The sequence below is a fragment of the Brevibacterium metallidurans genome, from assembly GCF_037101285.1.
Classification (GTDB): domain Bacteria; phylum Actinomycetota; class Actinomycetes; order Actinomycetales; family Brevibacteriaceae; genus Brevibacterium; species Brevibacterium metallidurans.
Genome location: NZ_BAAAAF010000018.1, coordinates 8,060 through 34,236, shown reverse-complemented (window position 1 = coordinate 34,236; position 26,177 = coordinate 8,060). Strand labels below are relative to the sequence as shown.

Genomic DNA, 26,177 nt, shown 5'->3' with positions numbered 1-26,177 from the left:
GGGTAACGATTTCCGGGAGCCAGCACGGCACCTCCGCCTGATCGAGATGAGATGACAGTTTCGCCATGACCGCTCCGAGCGCGACCCGGACCCATCGGGCGAATGCTGACTCGACCCGACTCGGTGGCCTCCCACCAGGGAGATCGACGAGGCAGGTGATGCGACACCCGGCACCGACGAGTGACGCCCGGCATCGGCACCTCCCGCGCAACGACGCCCGTGGTGACGAAGCGATAACAGTTCACCGTGACCTACATCACAGCATTGTCATGAACTCAATGACCATAAGTCCCCTCGACGTGACTTCCTGAGTACCGTCCTCACCAACCACAGCAACCGGTTCGCCGACCCAGGCGGACTCCGTTGGAAGGACGATCATGAAACGGCTCATCCTCGCGACCACCCTCGCGCTCGCCGTCACCACCCTCGGTGCCCTTCCCGCCGCAGCCGCGGCGCCCGAGGTCGTGGCTCAGGCGAGCACAGACACCGCACCCGAACCATCCCCAGATCCCGCCCCCGACTCCGCCGGAGAACCCGACGGCACGGCAGACGGCACCGACTCCGGAGGCGCCGCCGACGGGACCGACCCCGGCGCCGACCCCGGAACCGCTGACTCCGAAGGAGCCGCGGACGGCACACCCCCCGACCCGACCACCCCCGCAGAGGCGGACGTCGACGGCACCGACGACGCCGAAAGCACCCCCTCGGAGACCCCGACCGATATCCCCATCGAGGCCTCCCTCGGCCTCGAGAACACCGAAGTCACCGTCGACGAACTGGCGGACCCGGACCGTGGCATCCGCTTCTTCGTCGACGGCGTCCTCGCCGGGGACACGATCAGTTGGGGCGACGGAGACGGCGCCACCGCCACGGCGCAGGAAGACGGAACGTTCACGGCCACGTACTACTCCGACGCCGAGGTCCAGCCCGGAGACACCGTGACAGTCACCGTCTCGGTGCAGCGAGGCGAACTCAACGAGACGTACTCGGCAACCGCCACCGTCATCGAAGGAGAAGGAGAGACCGAACCGCCGTCCAGCACGACTCTCGACATCACACCGAAGTCGCAGACCCTCGACAGCTTCCTGAGCAAAGGCGTGTCCGTGATGATGGCCGGCTGCACGATGGATTCCACCATCGAAGTCATCATCACCACCAAATACGACCCCGACACCGTGCTGTTCCAGGGCAAGGAACAGGCCGGCGAGGACACCGCAGGCGTCTTCACCTACGTTCCGGAGCTGGGCGACAGCGATGGATCCGGTTACGTCGGCGAGTACCTCGTCCGGGCAGAATGCGGTGTCCAGTACGAGGAGGGATCGTTCACCGTCACCGACAACGGCGACGAGGAGCTCGAACCGGTGCTCTGGATCCAGCCTGAGAAGCTCTCCGGGGCGGACTTCGTCAACCGGGACAAGGGTGTGACGATGACCGTCAAGGACTGCTACACCTCCGACTCGGTCCGCTTCCAGGTCTGGCGCAAGAAGACGAACGAGCTCCTCTACGACCGTACCGCGCCGAACGAGTACGACGGGCTCGTCTCCGTCCAGACCTACGGACTCGAGAACGACCCGTCCGCCTACGTCGGCACTTACACGGTCCAGGCCCTGTGCGGAGACACGGCGATGGGCGGAGAGTTCGTCGTCACCGGTTCCGGTTCAGGCGGAGGCGGCAACGGCGGCAGCAGCGGAGGTGGCGGCAACTCCGGTTCGATGCCTCGCACGGGTGCCGAACTCACCGGACTCGGCGCCGGTGCTCTCCTCATCCTCGCCGGAGCCGGAGCAGTCCTCTTCGCTCGGCGCCGCGGACACATGAAGGGATGAATGTGGCATGACAGGACTCCCGTCAGGTCGGTGACGCCGCCCGGCTCGACGGAGAACGCAGATCGGCCCCGGAGCATCGACGAGACGTCGACGCCCCGGGGCCGATTCGCGAGGTCAGGCTCGTCTGACAGCGGCGTGCGGAGGCCGCCCGTGCGATTTGATCGGCGAGGGGCGCCCTGCGGAGATAACGATCGCCCGGATCGAGCGGGTGATGTCTGCGGAATCTCAACATCTCGGGGCATTGACGATGACCGTATCGGGATTCCCGCTGTCCGTCGGCCGGTGCCGCTATCTGCAGCAGAAACCGTGCTCCTCACCTGGGGCGACAGGTCTTCTTCCCTGTGGATGTCCGGGTGTGGGTGCCGAGTGCCCGCAGCGTTGTCCACAGGGTTAACCACATCTGTGGTGACGGCGGGATAACTTTTCACCGTGACCCAGATCACAGAATTGTCATGAACGCAATGAACAGAACTCCACACGCATTGACATCGACCGTAGTGTCCTCGACTAAGCCACCCCAGGCTCCGTTGGCCGCCCCAGGCCCGTTGGAAGGACGAACATGAAACGCCTCATCATCGCGACGACCATGGCACTCGCCGTCGCCACCATGGGCATCATGCCGACCGCTGCCTCCGCAGCACAGACGACCGTGGCAATGCCGGACCCCGACGGCAGCGCCCAAGGAGAGACCCCACCGGACGACTCGAGCACCGACGACTCCAGCGGCACGGACGATTCCTCCGGTGTCGACGACTCATCAGGCGTCGATGACTCGACCGGCACCGACGATTCCACAGGCACAGACGATTCGACCGCCACGGACGACTCCTCAGGTGTCGACGACTCCACCGGCACTGCCGACCCGACCGAAGGCAGCGAAGCCGACGGCACAGAAGAGACCCCCTCAGAGTCCCCGGACGACCAGGCGATCCAAGCCTCCCTGGGCTTGTACAGCAGCGAAGTGACCGTCGAAGACATCAGCAACCCCGACGTGGGGCTCGGCTTCTACGTCGAGGGCGTCCTCGCCGGTGACACCGTGGCCTGGGGTGACGGCGACGGCATTCACGAGACAGTGCAGGAGGACGGGACCTTCACCGGCACCTTCTACACCAGTGAGGAAGTCTCGCCTGGTGACACCGTGACCGTCACCGTTGACGTGCAGAGGGGCACACAGAACGAGTCGTACTCGGCAACTGCCACCGTCATCGCCGGGGAGACCGAGCCGGCAGGAGACGTGTCCGTCGACGTCAAGCCGAAGAAGCAGTCGCTGAGCAGCTATCTGAAGGGCGGTGTGTCCGTGGTGGTGTCGAACTGCCCTGCAGGTGCCACCGCCGATGTCGCCATCATGACCAAATACGATTCCCACACCGCTGTCTACCAGGATGAGCAGGAGACGTCAGCGGAAGGCCTCGCGCTCTTCACCTACATTCCCGATGCGAAGAAGACGAAGCCGAGCAGCCTCGTCGGTGACTACGTCGTCTCAGCCGGGTGCGGCGACGCGGGGAAGGAAGTGACGTACACCGTCACCGCTGACGGCGACAAGGACCTCAAGCCGCAGCTGTGGGTCCAGCCGGAGAGGCTCTCCGGATCGGACTTCGTCAATCGCGACAAGGGCGTCAACCTCACCGTTCAGGACTGCGTCTCAGAATCCGTTCGCTTCCAGGTCTGGGGCAATAACCCGCGCAAGCTCCTCTACGACCGGACCGCGGACAACGACAGCTCAGGATTGGTCTCGGCCCAGGTCTACGGACTCGAGAACACCCCGTCGGCCTACGTCGGCACCTACGATGTCGTCGCCAACTGCGGCGGCACCAAGCTCAAGGGCAAGTTCACCGTCACAGGCAAGGGCGGCGGCGGAGGCGGTGACGTCGGCGACTCCAACGATGCCGGGTCGATGCCGCGCACCGGCGCCGAACTCACCGGCCTCGGAGCCGGAGCAGTCCTCATCCTCGCCGGCGCGGCAGCGGTCTTCTTCGCCCGCAAGCGCGGAGCGCTGAAGAAGTAGCACTGCGAGAACAGTCCGGCCCCGGAGCAAGCGCTCCGGGGCCGAACTGCGTGAAGTGTGTGCTGCGTGCGCCGAGGTGGTCGCGGAGTCGTCTCAGCGACCGGCGACGAGCGTGCGGACCGCGGAGGAGAAGAACCCCTGCCCGTCGACACCCGTGCTGTCGGGGCCGTAGCCGATCTCGACGGCGTGCTCGGGGTGGGGCATGAGACCCACGACGTTGCCCGCCTCGTTGGTGATGCCGGCGATGTCGCGCAGTGAGCCGTTGGGGTTGAGCCCCTGGTAGCGGAAGACGACGCGTCCGGTGGCCTCGAGCTCGTCGAGCACCTCATCGGTGGCGACGTATCCGCCTTCGCCGTTCTTCAGTGGAATCCGGATCGTCTGACCCTGCTCGTAGTCGCCGGTCCAGGCCGTGTCCGCGTTCTCGACGAGGAGATCCTGGTCGCGGCAGATGAAGTGCTGGTCCTCGTTGCGGATGAGCGCACCGGGCAGCAGATGCGATTCGCAGAGCACCTGGAATCCGTTGCAGATGCCGAGCACTGGCATGCCCGCACCGGCGGCCGCGACGACGGCCTCCATGATCGGTGCGAACCTCGCGATCGCCCCGCAGCGCAGGTAGTCGCCGTAGGAGAACCCGCCGGGCAGGATGACGGCGTCGACGCCGGAGAGCGTCGAGTCGGCATGCCAGAGATTCACCGCCGAGGCGCCGGCCAGCGTGACCGCGCGAGCGGCGTCACGATCGTCGAGGGTGCCGGGGAATGTGACGACGCCGATCCTCACATCATTACCGGGGGCCGCCTCGGCGCCGGTGACAGCCGTTGCCGTCATCAGGCGTCCTCGGCGACGCGCACGGCGACGACGTTCTCGATGACGGGGTTGGACAGGAGCGTCTCGGCGGCTTCGCGGGCCTGCGCGAGGACTTCGTCGGTGGCTTCGCCCTCGACCTCGAGTTCGAAGCGCTTGCCCTGCCTGACCTCGCCGAATCCGGAGAACCCGAGTCGGGTGAGTCCACCGGAGATCGCTTTGCCCTGCGGGTCGAGGATCTCGGGCTTGGGCATCACTTCAACGACGACACGTGCCATGCGTGTTTGACTCCTTTGAGAATGTGGTCGGGAGCTCCCTCCCGCGCTCGCGCCCAGTCTACCAAGCACGCCCACGTGGAACCGCCCCGCCTCCCGGTGCGGAACCGGGCGGACGGGGCGGATCGGACGGGCCGAGCTCAGGAGTCGAAGCCCATGCCCACGGCGTCGAGGACCTTGAGCAGCGGTCCCCGCCTGCCCTGATTCTCATCGGCCTTGATGAGCGCCTTGGTCGTCATCCTGATGCCCAGCCACGCGATGGGTTCGGGCGGGAACGGCAACGGCTGCTTCCGCACCATCTCGAGTTCCGTGAGTTCGGTGTCCTCGCCCGAGAGGAGGTCGAGCATGACCGTGCCCGCGAACCGGGAGGCGCCGACGCCGAGGCCGGTGAAGCCGGTCGCCATCGCCACCTTCCGGTCGTAGGCGGTGGTGAAGAACGCGAAGAACCGAGAGCACGTGTCGATCGGCCCACCCCACTTGTGGGTGAAGCGCACACCCTCGAGCTGCGGGAACGTCTCGAAGAAGTGCTCGGCGAGGGTCTCGAACGTCTCGCGGTTCTGGTCGTACTTCCACGACACCTGCCGACCGTAGTGGTAGACGGCGTCCCACCCGCCGAAGAGGATGCGATTGTCCGCGGTCAGCCGGTAGTAGTGGAACCGGTTCGCACAGTCGCCGATGCCCTGGCGGCCCTCCCAGCCGATCGCCGCCATCTGCTCATCGCTCAAGGGTTCGGTCATGAGCGCATAGTCGTAGACGGGCACGGTGTGCAGGCTCGCCCGTTTGAGCAGCGAGGGGAAGACGTTCGTCGCGAGCGCCACCCGGTCAGCGGTGACCGTCGCGTGCCCGGAGCTGCTCGCGCGGTCCCCGGAGACGGGTTCGGTGGTCACGGACACCGTGGACTTCCGGTCGCGGATGCCGGTGACCTTCGTCCCCTCGTACACCTCGACGCCGAGCTCCCGGATGACCCGCAGCAGCTCCCAGCACAGCTTCGCCGGGTTGAGCATCGCGACCTCGCGGGAGTCCCACAGCGCGCCCTTGTACGTCGGGGACCGGACCAGGTCGGCGAGCTCCTGCTGAGAGTAGAAGATGAACCCGGCCTCAGGGTCGTGCCCGGCACGGAGCTCGGCGACCTGGTAGTCCTCGGTGGCGACGTCGAGTTCGCCGGTGCGCTCGAACTCGCAGTCCATGCCGTACCGCTGGACCGCGGCCTCGATCGCATCGAGGTTCTCCCGCCCCAGGGCGGCCAGGCGCTCGTTCTCGTCGGGCAGGTGCGTCTGCCCGTTGTCGTAGCCGTGGGTGAGGCTGGCCGCGCAGAATCCGCCGTTGCGCCCCGAGGCCGCCCACCCGACGGTGTTCGCCTCGAGCAGGACGACGCGCCGGTCGGGGTCGCGCTCCTTGGCCTGCAGTGCCGTCCACAGTCCGGTGAATCCGCCGCCGACGACGACGAGGTCGGCATCGCGGTCACCATTCAGCGGCGGCAGCGGGGCCGGTCGCTGGTCGGAGTCGAGCCAGAACGGAACGGTGGTGGCGTCGGCCAATGCGGCTTTGACGTCCATGTCACTTCGCTTTCTGCCTTGCGGCACTGAGTCTGCCCTGCGGCACTGAGTCTGCCTTACGGCGCTGAGCGCGCCATGCGGCACCGGTGGTGCTGGTCGGGTCTGTGGTGCTGGTGGGAGGGACCGCCTCGGCGGGGATCGCACCCGCCGAGGCGCTCGATCATCCTGCCATCGTCTTGATGATCTCCGTCGAATTGCTTCCGGCCCGGCGCAGGACGAAGCCGACGAAGGCGAGAGCAAGCAGGGTGAGGACGAACATCACCGTCGAGATCGCCGCGACCTCGGGGCGCAGGGCCACGCGGACGGCGGAGAAGATGTAGACCGGCCACGGGGTGTAGCCGGGCTGCTGGACGAAGCTCGAGAGGATCGTGTTGTCAAGGCTGACCGTGAACGACATGAGCGCTCCGGCGAGGATGCCGGGGGCCGCGATCGGCAGGGTGATGTCCCTGAATCGGCGCCACGGGGTGGCACCGAGGTCGGCGGCTGCGTCCTCGAGCTGGGTGTCGATGCCGGCGAGCCGGGCCCGGACGATGAACGTGACGATCGCCATCGAGAACATCGCATGCGAGATGATCAGACGGACGAGGCCGTTGTTGATCGGGGTGATGCCCCAGTCGACGCCGAGGGTGACGAACCACGGCAGGAACGAGATGCCGTCGACGATCTCCGGGGTGACGAGGGTGAGTGCGAGGATGCCGGTGAGACCGAGGGCCCACCATGCGCCCTTCGGCGCCCGTGCCAGGGCCACCCCGCCGAGGGTGCCGAAGACCGTCGAGACGATCGCCGCGCCCACTGCGGCCTGGAGGCTCGTGACCACCGAGGAGATGATGATGTCGTTGTTCAGCCCCGTGATGTAGGCGTCGAGGCCGAAGCCGCGGAAGTTCGCGAGCACCCGCCCGGTGTTGAACGAGTACGCGATGATGACCGCGATGGGGATGAAGAGGTAGACGAAGACGAGGATGCCCCACACGTTGAGTGCGATGTCCGTGGGCGTCCTCCGGGCGAAGGTGTTCTTCTTCGGCATGGTCATGCCCTCCCGTCGGTGAGTCGGACGCTGTTGAGTCGTGCGGCGATCCGCTGCCCCAGCCACAGCAGGGCGAAGCCGATGCCGACGACGGCGAGGGTGGCGAGGATGAGGATGATCGCCATGGCCGCACCGAGCGCCCAGTTCTGCGAGGTGTTGAATTGGTTGGCGATGAGCTGGCCGATCATCGACCCGTTCGCCCCGCCGAGGACGGTGGCGGTGACGTAGTCGCCGTTGAGCGGAATGAACACGAGCAGGCAGCCCGAGACCACACCGGGCATCGCCATGGGCAGGGTGACCCGCAGGAACGTCGTCACCTTGCCCGCGCCGAGGTCGTAGCTGGCCTCCCGCAGCCGGCTGCCCGAGGCGTCGATGGCGACGAAGAGCGGGAGGATCATCAGCGGCAGGTAGTTGTAGACGACGCCGATCTGCACGGCCGCCCGGGTGTAGAGGATGTCGAGCGGGGCGTCGAGGATCCCGATTCCCTGCATCCACTGGGAGAGGAACCCGTCGGGGGAGAGCATGATCTGCCAGCCCAGGGTGCGGACGAGGAAGTTCGTCCAGAACGGGACCATGACGAGTGCGAGTGCCAGGGACCGCCGCGCCGGGGCGACCTTGATCGCCAGCCAGTAGGCGAACGGCAGGGCGATGACGAGGCAGAGCAGCGTGCCGAGCAGGGAGATCCGCAGGGTCGCGAAGAACGTCGCGACGAAGCTCGCCGACAGCGCCTCGGGGTAGCGGTCGAAGGAGAGCTGGTCGGTGGCGACCGCCGTGAACTGGTCGGGTTTGTAGCCGAAGCTGTAGAAGATGACGAGGGCGACGGGGATGATGAAGAAGAACAGCGCGTAGGCCCAGGTCGGGAACGACATCGCCGCGGCGCCGAACATCCGGCCCGAGAGCCCGCCGGGCTTCTTCGGCGGGGTCTGCGCGGACGCCGGGGAGGCTGGCTTCGGTGTCGACGGCTCCTGTGTCTGTGTCGGGGTGCTCATGCTCCGCTCCTTGCCTGGGCGTCGGCGAAGATCGCCGTCCGGATCTGATCGGCCGGGGTCTGGATGCTCGGCTCGAGGCGGTCGAGGACCTCCTGGGTCGGGAAGATGAGGTCCTGGTCGCTGAGGTCGGCCTCCTTGGCCTGTTCGGCGAGGCCCTTCGTCCCGATCGGGTACCCGATGTAGTCGAGCTGGGCGACCGCGGTCTCCGGGGAGATCATCTGATTGATGAACGCGTGCGCCGAATCCGGGTGCGGGGCGCCCGTGGCGATCGCCCAGTTGTCCATCCAGAGATTGGCCACCGGGGTCGGGAAGACGAACTTCCAGTCCTCGGGGTTGCTCACCTCGGCCAGGCCCTGGCGGGCGTCGCCGTTGAACGCCTGGAGCAGGGTGAAGCTGCCCTGGATCATGCCGGTGGCGACGTTGCCGATGTAGGCCTTCGTATTCGGAGCGAGCTGGTCGACGACGACGGCTCGGGCCTCCTCGAGCTGGCCCTTGTCCTCGGTGTTGAGGCTGTAGCCGAGGGTGGCCAGGGCGATGGCCGTGACCTCCCACGGATCCTCGAGCAGCGAGGTCGTGCCGGCGGCCTCATTGTTCGCGGTGTCGATGAAGTCCTGCCAGCTGGTCAGGTCCCGTTTGATGACCGAGGTGTCGTAGACGAACCCGGTGGTGCCCCACGCCTTGCAGATCGAGTACTCGTTCTTCGGGTCGAAGTACTGGCCGGTGAAGTTCGGGTCCATGTTCGAGAAGTTCGGGATGAGGGACATGTCGAGCTTCTGCAGCAGATTGTGATTGAGCATCTGCGGGATGTTCGAGCCCGTGGGCACGACGACGTCGTAGCCCGAGGTTCCCCTGGTCGTCGAGAGCTTCGCGACGAGCTCCTCGTTCGACCCGTATGAGTCGACCTGGACGAGCACGTCGAACTTCTTCTTGAACGCGTCGATGAGCTCCGGATTGTCGTAGTGGCCCCACGTGTAGAGGTTGAGCTTCGATTCGAGTTGGCCGTCGACCGGGGGAGAGGCCGCCATCTTCGTCGTCTTCCCGCACGCGCTCAGCGCCCCGAGTCCGACGACGCCGAACCCGGCGAGCACGGCCCGGCGGCTCAGCTGCTTCGCCTTCGCCCGAGGGGCGAGGAAGTGCACGTCAGCCATCACGCACCGCCCTGCGAGCCGTAGACGGCGACGGCGTCGGCATCCCAGCTGAGATCCACCTCGGCGTCGGGACCGAGGATCTCCGAACCGGCCGCGGGCACCCGGGCGAGGATCTCGTCGTTGTCGCCGACGACGACCATGTACTGGACGACATCGCCGAGGAAGGACGTCGAGAGCACGCGACCGCGGGCCGCGTTCGTCCCCGGGATCTCGGCCCCGGCGGCGGCCACGCGCATCCGCTCGGGGCGGATGGCCGCCCGCACCCGGTCGCCGACGGCCAGCGGGCGGGACTCGGTGCTCGCGGTGGCCGGGCGCAGCTCGGTCACCGCGGTCTCCATGACGGTGTTCGCCGTGCGCAGCCGCACGGTCTCGCCCTCGATGGCGATCACCTCGGCGGGGACGAAGTTCTGCTTGCCGATGAAGCCGGCGACGAAGCCGTTGGCGGGGTCGGCGTAGATCTCCTCACCGGAGCCGATCTGCTGGATGACGCCGTCGTACATGACGACGATGCGGTCGCTCATCGCCAGCGCCTCCTCCTGATCGTGGGTGACGAAGACGAAGGTCGTGTCGAGCTTCGCATGGAGGCGTTTGAGTTCGAGCTGCATCTCCTCGCGCAGCTTCCGGTCGAGGGCCGACATCGGTTCGTCGAGGAGGAGGACCTGAGGACGGTTGACGAGTGCGCGGGCCAGGGCGATGCGCTGCTGCTGACCGCCGGAGAGCTGCTCGGGTTTGCGGCCGGCGAAGTCCTCCATCCGCACGAGGGAGAGCACTTCGCGGACGCGGTCGGCGATCTCGGCCTTCGGGGTCTTCGACTGCTTGAGGCCGTAGGCGATGTTGTCGGCGATGTTCATGTGCGGGAAGAGCAGGTAGGACTGGAACACCGTGTTGACCGGCCGCTTGTGCGGGGGCAGGGAGACGATGTCGCGGCCGGCCAACAGGATCTGCCCGTCGGTCGGCGCTTCGAAGCCGGCGATCATCCGCAGCAGCGTCGTCTTCCCGCAGCCCGAGGGTCCGAGCAGGGAGAGGAACTCGCCCTGTCTGACGCCGAGGTCGAGTCTCTCGATCGCGGTGTTCTCACCGAAGACCTTCTTCACCCCGCGGATCTCGAGGTGGTCGACCCCGGTCGGGGAGGGATGAGCCGTGGTGGCTTCTGTCGTGGCGGTCATGATGGCCTTTCTCAAGAGGTGGAGTCATGGACGACGATGCCGTCCGTGATCGTCAGCGCATTCCGGGTCTCGGCGATGCGGCTGGGGTCGAGGGTGATGGGGTTGCGGTCGGCGAGGGCAAGGTTGGCCCGCCCGCCGAGGCGGATGCGGCCGTTGGCCTCCGAGCGCAGCAGGTGCGCGGACCCGGAGGTGTACCCGCGCAGTGCGGTGGTGATGTCGATGGCCTGGGCAGGGTCGAGGGGTGTGCGGTCGGCGTTCTCCGGGTGCCAGCGGTTGACGGCGACGTGGATCGCCTGCCACGGGTCCGGGGTCGAGACCGGCCAGTCCGAGCCCATCGCGAGGTGGGTTCCGGCCTCGGCGAAGCCCGCGAACGGGTACTGCCAGCCGGTGCGCTCCTCGCCGAGGCAGGGGATGTTGAGGTCGACCATCTGCTCATCGCGGCACGCCCACAGCGCCTGAAGGTTCGCGGTGATCCCGAGCTGAGCGAAGCGGGGGATGTCGGTGGGGTCGACGACCTGGACGTGGGCGATGTGATGGCGGGCGTCGTCGCGCATCCCGGCGGGAGAGGCGCTCACCGCGGCGAAGGCGTCGAGGGCGGCGGTGACAGCGGCGTCGCCGATCGCATGGCAGTGGATGTCGAAGCCCGCGGCATCGAGGGCGGCGAAGGCACGCTGCAGATGGTCCTCGGTGAAGTAGTTCGTCCCGAAGCCGCCGCACGCACACGTGTACTCGCTGCTCATCGCCGCGGTGCGGGATTCGACGATGCCGTCGAGCATGAACTTCACCGAGGTGGTGCGGAAGCCCGAGTCGGTGCGCTTGAGCGTGAGCAGGCAGGCCACCTCGGCGTCGATGTCCTCGACCTCGCGCGGCCACCACAGGCTGCCGACGACCTCGGCGGTGAGCTCGCCCGTCGCCTCCGCACGGGTGTAGCCGGTGAAGTTCGAGCGGTGTCCGCCGTAGTCGCCGACGATCGCGTCCATCCACGCGGTGACGCCCACCTCGGCGAGGTGGGCCTGCCCCGCGAGGAGCCCGGCGCGCAGGTCCTCATCGGAGGCTGCCGGAATGTGCGCGGAGACGAGGTCCATCGCGGATTCGTGGAGGCAGCCAACCGGGCGGCCGTCCGCATCCTTCTCGATGACCCCGCCCTCGGGCGTCGGGGTCTGCGCGTCGAGTCCGGCGACCTCCATCGCCTTCGTGTTCCCCCATGCCGAATGGTGGTCGGCGCTGAGCAGCAGGATCGGACGCTCCCGGCTGAGCTCGTCGAGGAGGTCGGCGGTGGGCACGCCGCCGGGGAAGTCGGCCATCGCCCAGCCCCCGCCGGTCAGCCAGTTCTCGGCGGGGTCCACGGCGGTGTCATCGGTCGCGGCGAGGTGCTCGCGGATGAGCGCGAGCGTGGCCTCGAGGCCATCGGCGCCGGTGAGATCGCAGCCGAGGGATTCGAGGCCGCCGAAGACCGTGTGGACGTGCGCGTCGACGAAGCCGGGGGTGAGCAGCCCTCCGGCCGCGCTGATCGTCCGCGTCTCCGGGGTCGCCGGAGCCAGGGAGCCGAGGGTCGTGACGACGCCGTCGCGGATGCTCAGGCGCGTGCCCACGACCACCTCGGCGCCGTCGAAGATCACGGCGTCGACGATGTCGAGATCGGCTGGGGGAGAGGAGGGTCGGGGTGAGGAGGCAGCGGTCTCGGGCGCTGCCGAAGGGTCTGGTGTCATTCCACCGACTTCCTTGTCGTTGAGTGCGGGCAGGCCGCACAGGCTGTCATTCTGGGGCGGGGTCGTGTCCGGCGGCTGTTGTGCCGGGCAACCGTGATCCGATCGTGCCCCGGAGGTGACCGGGGCTGTCCATCACGTCGTGAAGACCGTGTCCTGCCACTCGTGGTGGGGGTCCTCGTGCTGGTCGATGAACACGTGTTTGATCTGCGTGTACTCGTCGAACGAGTACTGGCTCATGTCCTTGCCGAAGCCGGAGGCCTTGTACCCGCCGTGCGGCATGTCCGAGACGATCGGGATGTGCTCGTTGATCCACACGCACCCGGCCTCGATGTCCGCGGCCGCCCGCAGCGCCCGGTTCGTCGACCGGGTCCACGCGCTCGCCGCCAGCCCGTAGGGGGTGTCGTTGGCCAGGGCGATCGCCTCGTCGTCGGTGTCGAAGGGCACCGCGACGAGGACAGGTCCGAAGATCTCGTCCCGCCACACCTCGGCGTCGGTGTCGATGCCGGTGATGAGGGTGGGAGCGAAGTACGCGGTCGACTCCGGGTCCCCGGGCAGGTCCTCGCCGAGGTGGTCGACCGTGGGCACCGTACCGCCGGTGCGGATGTGCGCACCCGCCTCCCGGGCGCGGTCGACCATGCCGGCGACGCGATCCCGGTGGGTGGGGGAGATGAGCGAACCCATGTCCGAGGCCGGCTCGGAAGGATCGCCGATGCGCACCCCTGCCATGAGTTCGGCGACCCGGTCGGTGAAGGACTCGAAGTGCTCGGCTGCGACGATCGCACGGGTCGCCGCTGTGCAGTCCTGACCGCCGTTGATGAGGGAGCCTGCCACGGCGCCGCGGGCCGCGGCCTCGATGTCGGCGTCGGCGAAGACGACGAGCGGGGCCTTGCCGCCGAGTTCGAGGTGGACGCGGGCGCCCTTCGCAGCCGCGAGCTCCATGATGCGCCGGCCGACCTGCGTCGACCCCGTGAAGGAGGACATGACGACATCGGGGTGGGAGACGAGCCTCTCGCCCGCTTCACGGCCGTCGCCTGTGATGATGTTGATGACTCCCGGTGGGAACCCGGCGGCGGTGGCCGCCTCGGCGAAGATGAGCGAGGTGCCCGGGGTCATCTCCGAGGTCTTGAGCACGATCGTGTTGCCGGCCGCGACGGCGGGCAGGATCTTCCATGCCGCCATCTGCGGCGGATAGTTCCACGGGGCGATCGAGCCGATGACGCCGAGGGGCTCACGACGGGTCATCGACGTCGACTTCTCCCAATACGTGCCGGCGGACAGGCCCGTGAGCTGCCGGGCGGCGCCGGCGAAGAACCGGGTGTTGTCGATCGAGCCGGGAACGTCGAAGTCGGTGGCCAGACGGATCGACTTGCCGGTCTGCTGCGATTCGAGCGAGGCGAGCTCTTCACTGCGGGCCTCGAGCTCATCGGCGAGCTTGAGAAGGAGGTCGGCACGCTCTCCTGGGGTGAGCGCTTTGAAGCCGGGGTAGGCGGCCTTCGCGGCGGCGACGGCCTCGTCGACATCCTCGGCGCTGGCCAGATGGTAGGTCCCGGTCGCCTCACCGGTAGCGGGGTTGGTGAGGGTGAACGGTGCTCCGCGCCCCTCGTGGTGTTCGCCGTTCCAGTAGTTCATGCATATCGGTTCCCGCTTCGGTTCTGCTGGCCCGTGCTGCACTGGCGATGTGGCCCGGGTCACTGTTGCGCTTCACTGTAACGGATTTCGATGGTGAGGTCTACTAGATCCGTTGTGCGGGATGAGTTGGGTTTCGGGAACAGTGTCCATTTGACTGTGTGCCCTGCTGAAACAGTGGCCCGCGAGCGGCAAGAGCGCGCGTTGGCCGCGGCGGGGGCGCGCGTGCGCCGAGGCGGTGCTGTGCGCTCGCCGGTGTGTGCAGAGCGCTCGCCGAGGCGGTGCGGGGGAGAGAAAAGGACGCTGAGTGTCGATTCTCGTGCCCAGAATCGACACTCAGCGTCCGGTGTTCTGCCGCTGACTGCCCTGGCTCAGGCGGGGAAGGTCTCCCCGGTGAGGATCTCGAACGCTTCGATGTAGCGGGCGCGGGTCCGCTCCACCACCTCGGCGGGCAGAGCCGGTGGGGGAGTGTCGGAGGAGCGGTCCCAGCCGGACTCGGTGGTCAGCCAGTCGCGGACGAACTGCTTGTCGAAGCTCTCCTGCGCCTGTCCCGGAGCGTAGCCGGCGGCATCCCAGAAGCGGGAGGAGTCGGGTGTGAGCACTTCGTCGGCGAGGACGATCGTGCCGTCGGGCAGGGTCCCGAACTCGAACTTCGTGTCGGCCAGGACGATGCCGCGCTCCCGGGCGATCGCCTCGGCGCGGGCGTAGATGTCCAGGGTGAGGTCGCGGACGGCTGCGGCGGTCTCGGCGCCGACGATCTCGGTCACCTGCTCGAAGGAGACGTTCTCGTCGTGGTCGCCGAGGGCGGCCTTCGTCGCGGGGGTGAAGATCGCCGGTTCGAGCCGGTCGGCCTCGGTCAGGCCCGCAGGCAGCTGCACCCCGCACACGGAGCCGGTGGCCCGGTAGTCGGCGAGGCCGGAGCCGGTGAGGTAGCCGCGGGCGACTGCTTCTACGGGGATCATCGTGAGGTTTCTGACGATGAGTCCGCGACCGCGCACGGCCTCGGGGACGTCGGTGCTGATGACGTGGTTGCCGATGACCTCGGAGAGCTGGTCGAACCACCACAGGCTCAGGCCCGTGAGGACACGTCCCTTGTCGGGGATCTCGGTATCGAGCACCCAGTCGTAGGCGGAGATGCGGTCGGACGCGACCATGAGCAGGCGGTCGGCGGAGGCGACGTCGGCGGCCTCGGCAGGAATGTAGAGGTCGCGGACCTTGCCCGAGTACACGTGCGTCCAGCCCGGCAGGACCGGGGCGGTGGAGGAGTCCGGCGCCGGCCCTGCTTCCGGGGCGGCGTAGATCGGGCTGAGCGCGATGCGTCCGGCGGCGGCCGCCTCGGCGATGTCGCTGCGGTGCTGCTCACTGTCCCACGAGATCTCGTCGACCGCGGCGTACGCACGGGCGCGGGCCTCATCGAGGTCGGTGCCGAGGGCGACGACCGAGAGGACACGGCCACCGGCGGTGACGACGTCGCCTGCGGCATCGAGGTCGAGCTCGGTCACCGTCGCCTCGCCGCTGCGAGTGCCGGCATGGAGGACGGAGACGTCCTCGAGGGCGTCGGCGGTCTCGAGCCCGCGGATGACATCGCCCGTGCGAGGGCTGTCCGGGTAGCCGCCGGCGGCCATGACGACGGTGACCGCGGTGCGCGGATCCCAGTCGAGGGCACCGACCTCGTCCAGCCGACCCTCGGCGGCGGCAAGCAGCGTCTGCCCGAGCGGGGTGCGCAGGCGGGCGAGCACGGACTGCGTCTCCGGGTCGCCGAAGCGAACGTTGAACTCGACGACGCGCAGGCCCTTCGAGGTCAGCGCGAGACCGCAATAGAGGAGACCCGTGAACGGGGTGCCGCGGCGGGCCATCTCGTCGACGACGGGCTGGGCGACGGTGGAGACGATGTCGTCGACCATGCCGGCAGGCGCCCACGGCAGCGGCGAGTACGCGCCCATCCCGCCCGTGTTCGGCCCGGTGTCGCCGTCGCCGATGCGTTTGAAGTCCTGTGCCGGGGCGAGCGGAACGGTCCGGGACCCGTCGCAGAGGACGAAGAGGGAGACCTCGGGTCCGTCGAGGTAGTCCTCGATGACGACCCGGTCGGAGACCTCGAGGCACGAGTGCGCATGATCAAGCGCCGCCTGCCGGTCGGTGGTGACGACGACGCCCTTGCCCGCGGCCAGACCGTCGGCCTTGACGACGTACGGAGCACCGAAGTCGTCGATCGCAGCGGCCGCCTCGTCGGTGGTGTAGGCGACGACGGTGCGTGCGGTGGGCACCCCGGCGGCCTCCATGATCTCCTTCGCGAACGCCTTCGACCCTTCGAGGTGGGCCGCCTCGGCGCTGGGTCCGAAGACCGGGAACGACGCCTCCCGCAGGGCGTCGGCGACCCCGGCCACGAGCGGGGCCTCGGGTCCGACGACGACGAGGTCGACGTCGAGGCGCTCGGCGAGCGCGGTCACGGCGGAGGCATCGGAGGCGTCGACGGCCTCGGTGTGCGCGATGGCCGCGATCCCCGGATTCCCGGGAGCGGCGATGACGGCGTCGACCTGGGGGTCGCGGCTGAGAGCAAGGACGAGGGCGTGTTCGCGGGAGCCCGACCCGATGACGAGAACCTTCACACGACCAGCCTATAAGGTCGTACGCTTGAGTGCGTGAGTCTCTCCACCTTCACCCCCGCCGAGGCGGTCGAGCTCGCCGTCGTCGAGCGCAGCGGATTCGTCGAATCCCGTCACCTGGGTTCCGCCGTCGTCCTCGCCCCCGACGGGTCCGAGATCCTGCGCCTCGGCGCCCCTGATCGGCCGATCTTCACCCGGTCGAGCCTCAAACCGCTCCAAGCGATCGCGGCGATGTCCCTCGGCGCGGACGTCACCGGTCTTGCCGCAGCGCTGGCCACGGCCTCCCACCGGTCCGAGGCCGGCCATGTCGCGGTCGTCGCCGAGATGCTCGAGTCCGCCGGCCTGAGCGCCTCCGACCTCCGCTGCCCGTCCGTCCATCCCGCCGATGGCGCGTACCGGCGCAGCCTGAGCGAGGTGGGAGACCCGAAGTCGCCCGTGCACTTCAACTGCTCCGGCAAGCACGCGGCCTTCCTCCGCGCGGCCTGTGCCATCGGCGCGGACACCGAGAGCTACCTCGATCCCGCCCATCCCGTGCAGGAGCGAGTCGCCGAGGTGGTCGAGGCGTTCTCCGGGGAGCACCCGGGCGCGGTCGGCACAGACGGGTGCGGGGCGCCCGTGTTCGCGCTCAGCCTCACGGGCCTCGCCCGGGCCATCGGCCGGGTCGTGGCGACCCCGCCCGCCGAGGCGCTCGCCCCCTTCGCCGTGCACGCCCGCACCCTCGTCGACGCCGTGTTCGCCGACCCGTGGGCGATCGAGGGACATGGGAGGCCGAACACGACGGTCATCGACCGCCTCGGCGTCTTCGCGAAGGGCGGCGCCGAAGGGGTCATCGTCATGGCCACCCGCGACGGGCATGCGCTGGCCCTCAAATGCCTCGACGGGTCCTCCCGGCCCACCGGGCTCGTCGCCCTCACCCTGCTCCGGCGGGCCGGGGCGCTGCCGGACATCGGCGAGGACGAGCTGACCGAGGTGGCCGGTCTCATCACCGACCCCGTCACCGGCGGCACCGATTCCGAGGGGCGGACAGCGGTTGTCGGCACCGTGCGCGTGAGCGAAGATGCAGCAGCAGGAGGAGCAGGGAACTGAGATGGCGATTCGACGACGAATAGACGAGGCCGAGGGTCGGCGCGCCCTCGAGCTGTGGGCGGCCCAGGCTCAGACCGACGGGACCACCGCCGACCGGACGACGCTGGCGACGGCGGTGCGCTTTACGCTCGAGGAGCTCGCCTCCCGGGCCGAGGGCAACAGCGTCGAGGTCCGCGTCCCGCCCTTCGGCGTCACCCAGTGCATTCCCGGGCCCCGCCACACCCGGGGCACCCCGCCCAACGTCGTCGAGACCTCCGCCGAGGTGTGGCTGGCCCTCGTCACCGGACGCACCGACTTCGCCGCGGCGCTCGCCGCAGGCACCCTCACCGCCTCGGGCACCCGCGCCGACCTCAGCGAGTTCGTCCCCCTCTTCACCGCCGCCGAACTCGAGGTGCCCAGGTGAGCGCGCAGATCACGCAGACGACCTCGTTCATCGGCGGCCGGCACGTGCCCTCCCTGACGACGTATGCGAACATCGACCCCGCCACCGGCGACCACCTCGGCGACGTCTCCCGGGGTGGTGCCGACGAAGTCGACCGGGCCGTCAAGGCCGCTGCGAAGGCCCAGCGCGAATGGAAGCGCTCGAGTCCCGAACAGCGGTCCCGGCTCCTCGTCGCCACCGCCGCAGCGATCCGCACCCATCGGGACGAACTCGCCCGGATCGAATCCGAGGACACCGGAAAACCGCTGAGCCAGGCCTACGCGGACGTCGACGTGTGCGCCCGCTACTTCGAGTTCTACGGTCACGTCATCGAGTCCTACTACGGGCAGACGATCCCGCTGTCTGAAGACATGCACGTCTACACCCGCCGCGAACCCTACGGGGTGACCGGGCACATCGTCGCCTGGAACTATCCGCTCCAGCTCATCGGCCGGGCCGCCGCGACCTCGCTGGCCACCGGCAACTGCGCGGTCGCGAAACCCGCCGACGAGACCCCGCGCTCGACCGTGCGCCTGGCCGAGATCATCCACTCCGTCGGGTTCCCCGCGGGAGCCTTCAACGTCGTCACCGGGCTCGGCGCCGAGGCGGGGGCGGCGTTGGCCGCCCACCCCGGGGTCAGCCATCTCGGGTTCGTCGGGTCCACCGAGGTGGGGTCGCGCATCGCCCAGGCCGCCGCCGAGAGGGTCGTGCCCACGATCCTCGAACTCGGCGGGAAGTCCGCGAACCTCGTCTTCGCCGACGCCGACGTCGATGCCGCCGTCCCCTCCCTCGTGCGCTCGATCATCCAGAACGCCGGCCAGACGTGCTCAGCGGGTGCGCGCCTCATCGTCGCCGAGGACGTCCACGCCGAGGTCATCGAGAAGATGTCCCGGGCCATGGAGCAGGTGACGATCGGCCACGGCCTCGACGACCCGATGCTCGGCCCGCTCATCTCGGTCCGGCAGCAGGCCCGCGTGGAGGGGTTCCTCTCCGACATCGGCGACGCAAGGATCGTCACGGGCGGCACGCGTCCCGAGGGACTGGCCGACGACCTCGGCGGGGGTGCGTTCATCGCCCCGACCCTCGTCGACGGGGTCAGCCCCGGGTCGACGATCGCCCAGCAGGAGGTCTTCGGTCCCGTCGTCGTGGCGATGACCTTCGCCGATGAGGCCGAGGCCGTGGCCCTGGCCAACGGCACCGAGTACGGCCTCGTCTCAGCCCTGTGGACCAAGGACCTCTCCCGGGCCCACCGGGTCGCCGCCGAGGTGGAAGCCGGTCAGGTGTTCGTCAACACGTACGGGGCCGGCGGGGGAGTCGAACTGCCCTTCGGCGGGTTCAGGAAGTCCGGGTACGGGCGGGAGAAGTCGATCGAGGCCCTCGACGAGTACACGCAGACGAAGACCGTCGTCATCAAACTGTGAATGACCGCTGACAGAATGACCGCTGACTGAATGGCGCCATCCGTCCTCGCCCTGGTGCTCGTTGCCGCGGTCGCCCACGCCGTGTGGAACCTCGCCGCGAAGACGGTGACCGGCCGGGGCTATGCCTTCGTCCTCGCCTACCACGGGCTCTCCGCGCTCCTGCTCGCCCCGATCGCCGGGTGGATCCTCGTCTCGGGTGCCCAGCCGATCGACTGGCGGCTCCTCGCCTCAGCTCTGCTCAGCGCCGTCCTCCACATCGGATATTCGATCTCCCTGCAGTCGGGATACGACCACGCCCCGCTCGGCGTCGTCTACCCCAGCGCCCGCGGGTTCGGGCCGGTGCTCACGATCGTCGTCGCCGTGGTCCTCCTCGGGGAGAGGCCGGGCTGGGTCGAGATCGCCGGTGCCCTCATCGTCCTCGCAGGCATCGCCGTGGTCACGGTGCAGCCGCGCGGGATCACCGGGCAGGCGGTCTCGGACGGGTCGTCGGGAGTGCGGCGGGGACTGCTGTGGGGCGGGCTCATCGGGACGTTCATCGCCGGGTACACGCTCTGGGACGACTTCGCGGTCAACCACGTCACCGCCTCCCCGCTGCTCTACTTCGCCGTCTCGGAGACCTGTGTTGCCCTCATCATGGCGGCAGGCCTCGTCACCCTGCCCGGCGGGGCGAGCAGACGGGCGGACCTCCGGGTGATCCTCGCCGAGCACAAGCGGGCGCTCATCACCGTCGCGATCCTCTCCCCGGTGGCCTACCTGCTCGTCCTCTACGCGATGCAGCGGGCGCCCGTGTCGCTCGTCGCCCCGTTGCGGGAGACGTCGATCATCGTCGGCACCCTGCTCGCGTGGTGGTTCTTCGGGGAGCGCAACATCGCCGCGAAGCTCACCGGCGCGATCGTCGTCGTCGCCGGCATCGGCCTCATCGCCCTCGGGTGAAGGCGCTCAGCTCTCGAGGGTGAGGGCACTCAGTTCTTCGGGGCCTTCTTCCGGCGCGGCACGCGGACGACGCGGACGGGGCAGAGCGCATGGGCGAGCACACCCTGCGAGGTCGACCCGAGCAGGGTCGCGGCGAAGCCGCTGCGGCCCCGCGAGCCGATGACCATCTGGTCGGCGGTCTGGGTCGCGGCGACGAGCACCTCGGTGGCGGGGGCGTCGCAGATCGTCCACCGGACGTCGAGGCCGTCGAACTCATCGCGCAGGGTCGCGGCGGCGAGTTCGAACGCGGCGGCCGCCTCGTCGTAGAGCTTCGTCAGGTGCTCTTCGCTCGGCAGCCATTCGGGGGAGAGGATGTGGGCGGCGGTGACGCCGACGAGGTGGAGCGGCTTGCCGTAGATCTGCGCCTGTTCGGCGCCGGCCCGCAGGACCGGGCTGTCGGTGTCGAACGGGTCGAGGCCCGCAACGATCTGGTTCGTGAACTCGGGGTGGCTGCCGGGACCGGTCGAGGCGTCGACCGTGGGCCCCTCCTGCGAGGTGCGCACGGGCGGTTCGATCGGGTTGTGCTCGTCGTGCGGGGGACGCTCGGGCCACGTGGTCGGGATGACGACCGTCGGGCAGTGGGCATGGGCGGGCATCGCGAGCGCCACCGAACCGAGCAGGCGCCCCGAGAAGCCGCCGTGGCCGCGGGCGCCGACGACGGCGAGGTCGGCGTTCGAGGAGGCGTCGACGAGGACTCCGGAGGCGTCACCGGGGACGACCATGGTCGAGACGGGAACTCCGGCGTCGGTCACGACGGTGGCGGCCGCCTCGGCGAGCTGCTTCGTCGCATCCTTGACCGAGTTGTCGAAGTCGGCCGGGTAGACGATGTCGGCACGGCTCATATTCATTCCGGGGACCGTGTATGCGGCGATGAGCCGGATCTGCGCCGCGGTGAGCTTCGCATGGTCGATGGCCCAGTTCAGCGCGCACCGGCTGTTGGCGGAGCCGTCGATTCCGACGATGATCGTGTGTGACATGTCCACCCCTTGTGAGAGCCTTCCCGTATCCGCTTCACAGTCTATGGGATTGCCTGGGAATCGGGGCCGCCCCGCTCGACTAGACTGACTGCGATCGTGACAGCCGGCCGCCCGGGCCGCTGACCTCTGACAGGGAGAGCATGAAGGACCAGATCGACGTCTCGGTGCGTCGCAGCCCCAAGTACGCAGTGTTCATGGGCGCGGGTGCGATCCTCGGCGTCCTCATCGCCGGGCTGCTCACGCTCATCGTCGATCCGTCGCAGATCCCCGCCGAGTACACCGTGGCCAAGGGGGCAGGCCTGCTGCTCATCTTCCTCGGCGTCGGCGGACTCTTCCTCGGCGGACTCATCGCCCTCCTCCTCGACTGGCGCGGCCGGAAGCGGGCCCGCGAGTACCGGGTCGAGGCGCAGATCGACATCGTCGACGATCCCAAGGTCGTCGCCGCCCGCCGGCTTGCGGAGATGCGGGGCGAGACTCCCGCAGATCCCGACGTTGAGTCGGTGGATTCCCCGGTGGATTCTCCCGCCGAGGCGGCCCCCGAGTCCCCGGTCAACGATGCGAACGGCCGGGGTGACCTGGGCCGAGGCTGACAGGCCCGGACCGAGCCCCTGAGGCGGCGGTCGGTGGGCCCGTGCCGGTGTGAGACAATTCTTCACGTGGCAAGAGGAGACGGGCAGCTGACCCACGAAATCGACCCCCTGGACCGCGGCCCGCAGGACGCCTGTGGAGTGTTCGGAGTCTGGGCTCCGGGCGAGGAAGTCGCCAAACTCACGTACTTCGGGCTCTACGCCCTCCAGCACCGCGGACAGGAGTCCGCGGGCATCGCCGCCTCGAACGGCAGCCAGATCCTCATCTACCGGGACATGGGCCTCGTCTCGCAGGTGTTCCACGAACGCGATCTCGAGCTCCTGCAGGGCCACATCGCCGTCGGACACACCCGCTACTCGACGACGGGATCGCCGTCGTTCGAGAACGCCCAGCCCACCCTGGGCCCCACGCCCTTCGGCACGGTGGCGCTCGCCCACAACGGCAACCTGACGAACTTCGACGAGCTCGAAGCCCTCGCCGACTCCCGCAGCGATGACGCGAACCGGGTCGTGGCCGAGGCGACGAAGAAGCGCACCCGCACCCGCGCGTTCCGCGACTCCTCGAACGACACCTCGCTCGTCACCGAGCTCTTCGCGACGGAGGAGGGGGAGAACCTCACCGATGCGGCGCTGCGCCTGCTGCCGCAGGTCGACGGCGCGTTCTCGCTCGTGTTCATGGATGAGCACACCCTCTACGCCGCCCGCGACCCGCAGGGTGTGCGGCCCCTGTCCCTCGGCCGGCTGTCCAACGGCTGGGTCGTCGCCTCGGAGACCGCGGCCCTCGACATCGTCGGTGCCTCCTATGTCCGCGACATCGAACCCGGTGAGCTCATCGCCATCGACGAGGACGGGCTGCGGTCGTTCCGCTTCGCTGAGGCGAAGCAGGCGCACTGCGTCTTCGAATACGTCTACCTCGCCCGGCCCGACAGCGTCCTCGACGGGCAGATCGTCCACGGTGCGCGCACCGAGATGGGGCGCAGGCTCGCCCAGGAGTTCCCCGTCGACGCCGACCTCGTCATCGCCACCCCCGAATCGGGGACGCCCGCTGCCGTCGGCTACGCCGAGGAGTCGGGGATCCCGTTCGGGCAGGGCCTGATGAAGAACGCCTATGTGGGACGGACGTTCATCCAGCCCTCGCAGACGCTGCGCGAACTCGGCATCCGCCTCAAGCTCAACCCGATCCGCGAGAACATCGAGGGCAAGCGCCTCGTCGTCGTCGACGACTCGATCGTGCGCGGCAACACGCAGCGCGCACTCGTGCGGATGCTCCGGGAGGCCGGAGCCAAGGAGATCCACATCCGCATCTCCTCGCCGCCCGTGAAGTGGCCGTGCTACTACGGCATCGACTTCGCCACCCGCGCCGAACTCATCGCCAACGGTCTCAACGTCGAGGAGATCTGCACTTCGCTCGGCGCCGATTCGCTCGGATACATCTCGCTCGACGGCATGATCGAGGCGACGAAGCAGAAGCGCGACCGGCTGTGCACTGCGTGCTTCTCCGGCGAGTACCCGATTCCCGTCAACAACACCCCCGCCGACAAAGGATGCTGAGTTGAGCCACGACGAGACCGCCGCGCACCCCGACCAGCCAGCGCAGTCGACGACCTATGCCGCGGCCGGCGTCGACGTCGAAGCCGGAGACCGGGCCGTCGAACTGATGAAGTCCGCGGTCTCGGCCACGCACAACGCCAACGTCGTCGGCGGCGTCGGCGGCTTCGCGGGACTCTTCGACGTCTCCGTGCTCAAGGACTACCGGCGCCCCCTGCTCGCGACCTCGACCGACGGCGTGGGCACGAAGGTCGCGATCGCCCAGGCCCTGGACAAGCACGACACGATCGGCTTCGACCTCGTCGGCATGGTCGTCGACGACATCATCGTGTGCGGGGCGAAGCCGCTGTTCATGACCGACTACATCGCGTGCGGCAAGGTCCATGCCGAACGGATCGCCGCGATCGTGCGCGGCATCGCCGAGGCGTGTGCGCAGGCCGATGTCGCCCTCGTCGGCGGGGAGACCGCCGAGCATCCCGGTCTCCTCGGCGTCGATGAGTACGATGTCGCGGGCGCGGCGACCGGTGTCGTCGACGCCGAGAACCTGCTCGGTCCGGAGAAGGTCGAAGCCGGTGACGTCCTCATCGCCCTGCCGTCCTCAGGCATCCACTCCAACGGCTACTCGCTCGTGCGGCACATCATCGCCGAGGCGGGTTGGACCCTCGACCGGGAGGTGCCCGAATTCGGCCGCAGCCTCGGTGAGGAGCTCCTCGTGCCCACGCACGTGTACACGGGCGAGCTCAATGCGCTCTTCACCGCCCTGCCCGGCGCCGTCCACGCCGTCTCCCATGTCACCGGCGGGGGACTCTCGGCCAATGTCGCCCGCGTCCTGCCGCCCGGCCTCGTCGCCGCGATGTCGCGGGACTCGTGGGAGGTCCCGGTTGTCTTCTCCGTCCTCGGCGACCTCGGCGGAGTGCCGCGTGCCGACCGTGAGCGGACGTGGAACCTCGGCGTGGGTATGGTGCTCGTCACCGCTGCCTCCGCCGTCGACGAGGTGCTCGCCGCCACCCCGGGATCGTGGGTGCTCGGCGAGGTCCGCACCGACGACGGCTCGCTTGCCGGCGAACTCGACTACGTCCAGGGCGCCAAGGGCGTCGACGGGGGAGCGGCGATCCTCCGCTGAGGGGGTTGACAGCGCAGTCACACTCCAGACAGCGCGGAAGGGGCGGAGACCGAAGTCTCCGCCCCTTATGCGGTGTCTGTGTTCAGCGAGTCAGCTCAGGACCTGCGCTCCGTGTACTCGTCATCGTCGTCGTCATCGACGTTGTACTTGTCGGCGTACTCGGAGTAATCGGGTTCATCGTCGTAGGGATCGGACGCACCGGACTTCTGCGAGTCGGCGCCAAGCTCTTCTTGGAGACGATTCAGGTCGGTGTCCGGGCTGTAGTACTTCAGCTTCCGGGCTACCTTGATCTGCTTTGCCTTTGCGCGGCCGCGACCCACTGGCGTGACCCCCTCCGTCGTCATGTGGGGTGTGCTACCCCGGACTAGATCTCTGCTATGCGCTTAAATCCTACCTGTTCGCGGTGGGAAGTTCCATTTCGGGAAGCGACCTTGGATAGGGTGATCCCATGTCCTACAGTCGCGAATATCTCGTCTCCCTGCGGATCTTCGAGCCCATCGTGGTCCATTCCGAATTGCAAGACAGGCAGGTCGAGGACAACCGGGCGCGGATCGAGGAACAGGTGGCGGCCGACGCGGACCAGCGCCTGATCTCGCTTCCCCCGAACCCTGTGGCTGAGTCGTTCCGGTCCACACCCGTCTTCCTTCCGGCGTCTCAGACCCCGGACGGGGTGGATCGGTTCTGCCCCGCGCAGGAGGACATCCGCAGCTGGGAGGCGCTCGAGTCGCTGACCGAGCACACGTCGAAGGCCACCCTCGACATCATCGCCCCGAAGTCCGCCCGCCGACGGGCGGCGAGCCTGCGCGCGGAATGGCTGCAGGACACGAAGGACACGCGGATCTTCACCCGCGTCTCGGCGTGGGACGTGCCGCCGGCGTGGTGGCTGTTCTTCGCCCTCGGCGAGGACCAGGTCATCACCGAGGAGACCGAGGCAGGACTGCGCGTGCTCATCCGCACCGACATCCTCGCCGCCTCGGCGCGCATGGAGTGGGCCTCGGAGACGATCGCGGAGAAGTCGAAGGTCGTCGACATGGTCGAGCAGACCGCGGTGCTCGCACAGTGGATCGACAGCTTCGACATGAACTCGATCCTCGAGCTCGACCTCGGCGGGATGAGCGACGTGCTCTGGCCCAACGAAGGCCCGGAGCTCGTCGACGAGTGGGTGACGGCGCTGAGCAACGACGACACCGAGACCGCGACCTCGGCGTTCCAGAGGTACGCGGCCGCATGGGAGCAGCTCAACCTCTACGCCCGCGGTTCGTAACCCCCGACTTCAGCAACCCTCCGGGCGCTGAGCAACCCGGCGCAGGGTGGCTG

22 protein-coding genes are annotated in these 26,177 nt (G+C 68.6%); 10 read left to right on the top strand and 12 right to left on the bottom strand.

Annotated features, from left to right (window positions below; genetic code table 11):
• The first annotated feature begins 377 nt into the window (after nucleotides 1-377).
• Both AACX88_RS15920 and AACX88_RS15915 read left to right on the top strand, forming a co-directional pair.
• Entirely contained in the window at nucleotides 378-1,823 is a 1,446-nt protein-coding gene (locus tag AACX88_RS15920) for a hypothetical protein (RefSeq protein ID WP_339393842.1), read from the top strand.
• 559 nt (nucleotides 1,824-2,382) lie between these two features.
• Complete coding sequence (locus tag AACX88_RS15915) at nucleotides 2,383-3,828, top strand: hypothetical protein (protein WP_339393841.1); 1,446 nt, start codon at nucleotides 2,383-2,385, stop codon at nucleotides 3,826-3,828.
• A gap of 93 nt (nucleotides 3,829-3,921) precedes the next feature.
• Here the strand turns inward: AACX88_RS15915 and purQ are convergent, their stop codons facing one another.
• From purQ to purD, 10 genes are all read right to left on the bottom strand, one after another.
• A complete protein-coding gene (gene purQ / locus AACX88_RS15910) occupies nucleotides 3,922-4,653 on the bottom strand; it encodes a phosphoribosylformylglycinamidine synthase subunit PurQ (protein WP_339393840.1) in 732 nt (243 codons plus the stop codon).
• Nucleotides 4,653-4,907: a phosphoribosylformylglycinamidine synthase subunit PurS gene (gene purS / locus AACX88_RS15905; RefSeq protein ID WP_339393839.1), complete on the bottom strand. Its 255-nt coding sequence runs from the start codon at nucleotides 4,905-4,907 to the stop codon at nucleotides 4,653-4,655. Before purS ends, purQ begins: the two co-directional genes overlap by 1 nt.
• Before the next feature lie 137 nt (nucleotides 4,908-5,044).
• Nucleotides 5,045-6,460: an NAD(P)/FAD-dependent oxidoreductase gene (locus tag AACX88_RS15900; protein WP_339393838.1), complete on the bottom strand. Its 1,416-nt coding sequence runs from the start codon at nucleotides 6,458-6,460 to the stop codon at nucleotides 5,045-5,047.
• A 160-nt stretch (nucleotides 6,461-6,620) separates the two neighbouring features.
• Nucleotides 6,621-7,484, bottom strand: coding sequence for an ABC transporter permease (locus AACX88_RS15895; RefSeq protein WP_422614451.1), 864 nt, complete (start codon nucleotides 7,482-7,484; stop codon nucleotides 6,621-6,623).
• Between the two features lie 2 nt (nucleotides 7,485-7,486).
• Nucleotides 7,487-8,371 (bottom strand): ABC transporter permease, encoded by an 885-nt coding sequence (locus AACX88_RS15890; RefSeq protein WP_422614450.1) that lies wholly within the window; start codon nucleotides 8,369-8,371, stop codon nucleotides 7,487-7,489.
• A 98-nt stretch (nucleotides 8,372-8,469) separates the two neighbouring features.
• Entirely contained in the window at nucleotides 8,470-9,621 is a 1,152-nt protein-coding gene (locus AACX88_RS15885; protein WP_339393835.1) for a polyamine ABC transporter substrate-binding protein, read from the bottom strand.
• Nucleotides 9,621-10,787, bottom strand: coding sequence for an ABC transporter ATP-binding protein (locus AACX88_RS15880; protein ID WP_339393834.1), 1,167 nt, complete (start codon nucleotides 10,785-10,787; stop codon nucleotides 9,621-9,623). The genes AACX88_RS15885 and AACX88_RS15880 overlap by 1 nt, the downstream gene beginning before the upstream one ends.
• Nucleotides 10,788-10,798: 11 nt before the next feature.
• A complete protein-coding gene (locus AACX88_RS15875; protein ID WP_339393833.1) occupies nucleotides 10,799-12,496 on the bottom strand; it encodes an amidohydrolase in 1,698 nt (565 codons plus the stop codon).
• A 132-nt stretch (nucleotides 12,497-12,628) separates the two neighbouring features.
• Nucleotides 12,629-14,125, bottom strand: a complete 1,497-nt coding sequence (locus AACX88_RS15870) for an aminobutyraldehyde dehydrogenase (protein WP_339393832.1) — start codon at nucleotides 14,123-14,125, stop codon at nucleotides 12,629-12,631.
• Between the two features lie 368 nt (nucleotides 14,126-14,493).
• Nucleotides 14,494-16,728: a phosphoribosylamine--glycine ligase gene (purD, locus tag AACX88_RS15865; protein WP_339393831.1), complete on the bottom strand. Its 2,235-nt coding sequence runs from the start codon at nucleotides 16,726-16,728 to the stop codon at nucleotides 14,494-14,496.
• A 33-nt stretch (nucleotides 16,729-16,761) separates the two neighbouring features.
• On the opposite strand from purD, the gene AACX88_RS15860 reads away from it, so the two are divergent.
• From AACX88_RS15860 to AACX88_RS15845, 4 genes are read left to right on the top strand one after another with little or no spacing between them, the layout of a single operon-like run.
• A complete protein-coding gene (locus AACX88_RS15860) occupies nucleotides 16,762-17,811 on the top strand; it encodes an asparaginase (RefSeq protein WP_339393829.1) in 1,050 nt (349 codons plus the stop codon).
• 1 nt (nucleotide 17,812) lies between these two features.
• Nucleotides 17,813-18,214 carry a sterol carrier family protein gene (locus AACX88_RS15855; RefSeq protein ID WP_339393828.1) on the top strand — a complete coding sequence of 134 codons (402 nt, stop codon included), beginning with the start codon at nucleotides 17,813-17,815 and terminating at the stop codon, nucleotides 18,212-18,214.
• Nucleotides 18,211-19,653: an aldehyde dehydrogenase family protein gene (locus AACX88_RS15850; protein ID WP_339393827.1), complete on the top strand. Its 1,443-nt coding sequence runs from the start codon at nucleotides 18,211-18,213 to the stop codon at nucleotides 19,651-19,653. Before AACX88_RS15855 ends, AACX88_RS15850 begins: the two co-directional genes overlap by 4 nt.
• A 30-nt stretch (nucleotides 19,654-19,683) precedes the next feature.
• On the top strand, nucleotides 19,684-20,586 hold the full coding sequence (locus tag AACX88_RS15845) for an EamA family transporter (RefSeq protein WP_339393826.1): 903 nt from the start codon (nucleotides 19,684-19,686) through the stop codon (nucleotides 20,584-20,586).
• Between the two features lie 29 nt (nucleotides 20,587-20,615).
• Here the strand turns inward: AACX88_RS15845 and AACX88_RS15840 are convergent, their stop codons facing one another.
• On the bottom strand, nucleotides 20,616-21,602 hold the full coding sequence (locus tag AACX88_RS15840; protein ID WP_339393825.1) for a universal stress protein: 987 nt from the start codon (nucleotides 21,600-21,602) through the stop codon (nucleotides 20,616-20,618).
• A gap of 140 nt (nucleotides 21,603-21,742) precedes the next feature.
• Here AACX88_RS15840 and AACX88_RS15835 point away from each other — a divergent pair, with 140 nt between their 5' ends.
• The 3 genes from AACX88_RS15835 to purM all read left to right on the top strand — a co-directional run bounded on the left by AACX88_RS15835 (nucleotide 21,743) and on the right by purM (nucleotide 24,860).
• Nucleotides 21,743-22,192, top strand: a complete 450-nt coding sequence (locus tag AACX88_RS15835) for a hypothetical protein (RefSeq protein WP_339393824.1) — start codon at nucleotides 21,743-21,745, stop codon at nucleotides 22,190-22,192.
• A gap of 66 nt (nucleotides 22,193-22,258) precedes the next feature.
• Nucleotides 22,259-23,740, top strand: coding sequence for an amidophosphoribosyltransferase (gene purF / locus AACX88_RS15830; protein WP_339393823.1), 1,482 nt, complete (start codon nucleotides 22,259-22,261; stop codon nucleotides 23,738-23,740).
• Nucleotide 23,741: 1 nt separating this feature from the next.
• Nucleotides 23,742-24,860: a phosphoribosylformylglycinamidine cyclo-ligase gene (gene purM, locus AACX88_RS15825; RefSeq protein WP_339393822.1), complete on the top strand. Its 1,119-nt coding sequence runs from the start codon at nucleotides 23,742-23,744 to the stop codon at nucleotides 24,858-24,860.
• A 95-nt stretch (nucleotides 24,861-24,955) separates the two neighbouring features.
• Here the strand turns inward: purM and AACX88_RS15820 are convergent, their stop codons facing one another.
• Complete coding sequence (locus AACX88_RS15820; RefSeq protein ID WP_339393847.1) at nucleotides 24,956-25,180, bottom strand: DUF3073 domain-containing protein; 225 nt, start codon at nucleotides 25,178-25,180, stop codon at nucleotides 24,956-24,958.
• A 128-nt stretch (nucleotides 25,181-25,308) separates the two neighbouring features.
• On the opposite strand from AACX88_RS15820, the gene AACX88_RS15815 reads away from it, so the two are divergent.
• Nucleotides 25,309-26,124 carry a DUF8083 family protein gene (locus AACX88_RS15815; protein ID WP_339393821.1) on the top strand — a complete coding sequence of 272 codons (816 nt, stop codon included), beginning with the start codon at nucleotides 25,309-25,311 and terminating at the stop codon, nucleotides 26,122-26,124.
• Nucleotides 26,125-26,177 lie beyond the last annotated feature (53 nt).

Bases quoted from the DNA above. Each gene is read 5' to 3' on its own strand.
- AACX88_RS15920 (WP_339393842.1), top strand. From the start codon at position 378: ATGAAACGGCTCATCCTCGCGACCACCCTCGCGCTCGCCGTCACCACC.
- AACX88_RS15915 (WP_339393841.1), top strand. From the start codon at position 2,383: ATGAAACGCCTCATCATCGCGACGACCATGGCACTCGCCGTCGCCACC.
- purQ (WP_339393840.1), bottom strand. From the start codon at position 4,653: ATGACGGCAACGGCTGTCACCGGCGCCGAGGCGGCCCCCGGTAATGAT.
- purS (WP_339393839.1), bottom strand. From the start codon at position 4,907: ATGGCACGTGTCGTCGTTGAAGTGATGCCCAAGCCCGAGATCCTCGAC.
- AACX88_RS15900 (WP_339393838.1), bottom strand. From the start codon at position 6,460: ATGGACGTCAAAGCCGCATTGGCCGACGCCACCACCGTTCCGTTCTGG.
- AACX88_RS15895 (WP_422614451.1), bottom strand. From the start codon at position 7,484: ATGCCGAAGAAGAACACCTTCGCCCGGAGGACGCCCACGGACATCGCA.
- AACX88_RS15890 (WP_422614450.1), bottom strand. From the start codon at position 8,371: ATGTTCGGCGCCGCGGCGATGTCGTTCCCGACCTGGGCCTACGCGCTG.
- AACX88_RS15885 (WP_339393835.1), bottom strand. From the start codon at position 9,621: ATGGCTGACGTGCACTTCCTCGCCCCTCGGGCGAAGGCGAAGCAGCTG.
- AACX88_RS15880 (WP_339393834.1), bottom strand. From the start codon at position 10,787: ATGACCGCCACGACAGAAGCCACCACGGCTCATCCCTCCCCGACCGGG.
- AACX88_RS15875 (WP_339393833.1), bottom strand. From the start codon at position 12,496: ATGACACCAGACCCTTCGGCAGCGCCCGAGACCGCTGCCTCCTCACCC.
- AACX88_RS15870 (WP_339393832.1), bottom strand. From the start codon at position 14,125: ATGAACTACTGGAACGGCGAACACCACGAGGGGCGCGGAGCACCGTTC.
- AACX88_RS15855 (WP_339393828.1), top strand. From the start codon at position 17,813: ATGGCGATTCGACGACGAATAGACGAGGCCGAGGGTCGGCGCGCCCTC.
- AACX88_RS15845 (WP_339393826.1), top strand. From the start codon at position 19,684: ATGGCGCCATCCGTCCTCGCCCTGGTGCTCGTTGCCGCGGTCGCCCAC.
- AACX88_RS15840 (WP_339393825.1), bottom strand. From the start codon at position 21,602: ATGTCACACACGATCATCGTCGGAATCGACGGCTCCGCCAACAGCCGG.
- AACX88_RS15835 (WP_339393824.1), top strand. From the start codon at position 21,743: ATGAAGGACCAGATCGACGTCTCGGTGCGTCGCAGCCCCAAGTACGCA.
- AACX88_RS15815 (WP_339393821.1), top strand. From the start codon at position 25,309: ATGTCCTACAGTCGCGAATATCTCGTCTCCCTGCGGATCTTCGAGCCC.